We start from the raw sequence: 3,051 nt of genomic DNA, 5'->3' as shown, positions 1-3,051 counted from the left end.
CGTACGGTCACTTCGGCCGTGAGCTTCCCGACTTCACCTGGGAGCGCACGGACCGGGTCGAGGTGCTGCGCAAGGCAGCAGGTGCCTGACATGCGCATCGCTGTCACAGGGTCCATCGCCACCGACCATCTGACGACATTCCCGGGCCGCTTCAGTGAACATCTGCTGCCCGACCAACTCGCCAGCCTTTCGTTGTCCTTCCTGGTGGACGATCTCCAGGTACGCAGGGGTGGAGTCGCCGCGAACATCACCTTTGGCCTCGGCCTGCTGGGATTCACTCCCTTGCTGGTCGGAGCCGTGGGCACTGACTTCGCCGAGTACGGCGCCTGGTTACGCGGGCACGGAGTCGACATCAGTCATGTGAAGGTGAGTGAGCACTCCCAGACGGCCAGATTCATATGCATCACTGACAGCGACCAGAACCAGATCGCCGCCTTCTACCCGGGTGCCATGGCCGAAGCGCGGCATATCAGTCTGGCTGACGTCACGGCCAGTTGGGGCCGGCCCTCCCTCGTCGTCATCGCGCCGGACGACCCTCTGGCCATGCAGCGCCACACTTCCGAGAGCCGACAGCTGGGCATTCCGTACGCTGCGGATCCGTCGCAACAATTGGCCCGCCTGGGCGACGAGGAGGTCCGTCGGCTCGTCGACGGAGCGCAGGTGCTCTTCAGCAACGAGTACGAGGCCGCGCTGCTGTGTGAACGCACCGGATGGACCGAACCACAGGTGTTGGACCGCGTGGGCACCTGGGTCACCACCCGGGGTGCGGACGGGGTGACGGTCGCCACCCGGGGAGAGGCAGTCCTCACCCTCCCGGCCGTGCCGTCCGAGAAGGCTGTCGATCCCACAGGCGTGGGTGACGGCTTCCGCGCGGGATATCTCGGTGGCGTGTCACGCGGCCTGTCCAAGGAGAGGGCGGCTCAGTTGGGCTGTGCCTTGGCCACCACGGTGCTGGAGGCGGTGGGGACCCAGGAGTATCGACTGAGTGATGATCTGTTGGCACGCGTCGCGGACACCTATGGCGCAGGCGCCTCCGCGGACATCGCGCGCTGTGTGGAGGTGCCGGTGTGACGGCGTCCTCCGATGCCCTGCGCGAAGCGCTCGCCACGCGTGCGGTGGCGGCCGACGGTGCGATGGGCACGATGCTTCGGGCCCAGGACCCCGCACTGGAGGACTTCCTGCTGGAGCCCGAGCGCATCGGCGTGCAGCTGTCGGAGGAGTTCCAGCTCCCCCCGAGCAGTCCACCGACGCCATCGTCATCCACCATCCCGCGGCGACATACTTCAAGGCCGGAGGCGATCGAGCATGAGCGCCCTGCAAGAACTCCTCGCCCGAGGAGAGCGGTCCTTCTCCTTCGAGTTCTTTCCACCGAAGACGGAGGCGGGTGATCGGGTCCTGTGGGACGCCATCCGCCGCATCGAACCGCTCGCACCCTCCTTCGTGTCGGTTACCTACGGCGCGGGCGGCTCATCACGGGACCGCACGGTGGAGGTGACCGAGCGGATCGTGAACGAGACGACGCTCCAGCCCGTGGCGCACTTGACGGCGATCGGGCAGTCGGAGGCCGAACTGCGCCGCGTCATCGGCCAGTACGCGGACGCGGGAGTGCGGGACGTGCTGGCACTGCGCGGCGACCCGCCGGGGGATCCCAACGCGCCCTGGTCACCGCATCCGCAGGGCTTTCGGTACGCGCATGAACTGGTGGCACTGGTGCGGGAGTCGGGTGACTTCAGCATCGGTGTCGCCGCCTTTCCCGAACGGCATCCGCGTTCCCCGGACTGGGAAAGCGACATCCGGCACTTCGTGGCCAAGTGCAAGGCCGGCGCCGATTACGCGATCACTCAGATGTTCTTCCACGTGGAAGACTATTTGCGGCTGCGTGACCGGGTCGCTGCAGCCGGCTGTGACACCCCGGTCATCCCGGAGATCATGCCTGCTACCGACGTCCGGCAGATCGCCAGGTTCGCCGAGCTGAGCCACGCCACCTTTCCCGACGACCTGGCCAGGCGGTTGGAGGCGGCCCGGGACAACCCAGCGGAAGGGCTAAGGATCGGCGTCGAGTACGCCACCACGATGGCCGGCCGGCTCCTCGACGAGGGCGCTCCCGGCCTGCACTACATCACGCTCAACCGTTCCACGGCGACGCTCGATATCCACCGCAACATCCTGGACTCAAGGAGTGCACATTCCTCGCGCACAGCTGACTCTGAGGTTCCCCGCGGCGCGGGAGTGGCTGACTAGCAGGTCAAGGCGGGTTGACGTGGTTTCAGGTTCGCGTGTTCGGCCGCTGCCCGGCTGGCGTGGTGCTCGCCGCGGGCCTCGCCGCCCGGTGGCGAAGAGGGCGCTCTCTTCCGCCGCCACCGTGGCGGACCATAGTCCGGGCCGCCCGCCGGGTTGGAGTGGCATCGGCCCGCTCCGGCGCCGGAGCCCTCGGCGCGCCGGTCTCAGCGCAGCCGGCCGTCGCGGGCTGCCGGGCGGCCGGGCAGCCACGAAGGCTGCGCGGAGTCCCACCGCGGCCAGCGCCCGTCATCGTCACCGAGTTGCTGGCCGGGGACAGGGGCGCGTTGACGTGCGACCCGATCTCGTCGGGCGTGGTGACCTGGTAGCCGTCCATCGCGGCCTGGAACGCGCAGGGCTGGCCGAAGGGCATGCGGCTCGTCGTCCGGACGGAGCGACCTCATCCCGGGCCCAGCCGGGCTCTATCCGGGCCGGCGTCTGGTCCGCGAAGGCGTCAAGGACGAGGTCACGCCGCAGGTCCACAGTGGGACCTTCCCCGACGGCACGGTCCTCATCATCCTCTCCGAGGGCCGCCTGCCGTACCGTCCGGCAGCCTGCCGGTGAGTTCGGCGACCCAGGCGCCGTCGCGCACCTTGCCGTCGGCCTCAACGGCCGGCGTCCAGGCCGAGGCTGGGATCTGGTGGACGGTCAGGAGGTGCTGGCCGTGATCACCATGCCCACCGGGTAGGCAGCCATCGGCCTCGTTTCGCGCGCCAGCACCTAGTAGTGCTTGGTCAGGTCGGTATCGGTTGTGGCATGTCGCGGTGACAGGTG

At 68.5% G+C, this 3,051-nt stretch carries 2 protein-coding genes; both read left to right on the top strand.

Going from position 1 to position 3,051, the window contains the following annotated elements; translation table 11 throughout:
* Positions 1-90: 90 nt before the first annotated feature.
* A complete protein-coding gene (locus tag ACFF45_RS35145; protein WP_381351090.1) occupies positions 91-1,071 on the top strand; it encodes a carbohydrate kinase family protein in 981 nt (326 codons plus the stop codon).
* Positions 1,072-1,305: 234 nt separating this feature from the next.
* A complete protein-coding gene (metF, locus tag ACFF45_RS35140) occupies positions 1,306-2,241 on the top strand; it encodes a methylenetetrahydrofolate reductase [NAD(P)H] (protein WP_381351088.1) in 936 nt (311 codons plus the stop codon).
* Positions 2,242-3,051: the final 810 nt, after the last annotated feature.

The organism is Streptomyces cinereospinus (genome assembly GCF_042430725.1).
GTDB classification, from domain to species: Bacteria; Actinomycetota; Actinomycetes; order Streptomycetales; family Streptomycetaceae; genus Streptomyces; species Streptomyces cinereospinus.
This window is presented reverse-complemented; position numbering and strand designations above follow the sequence as displayed.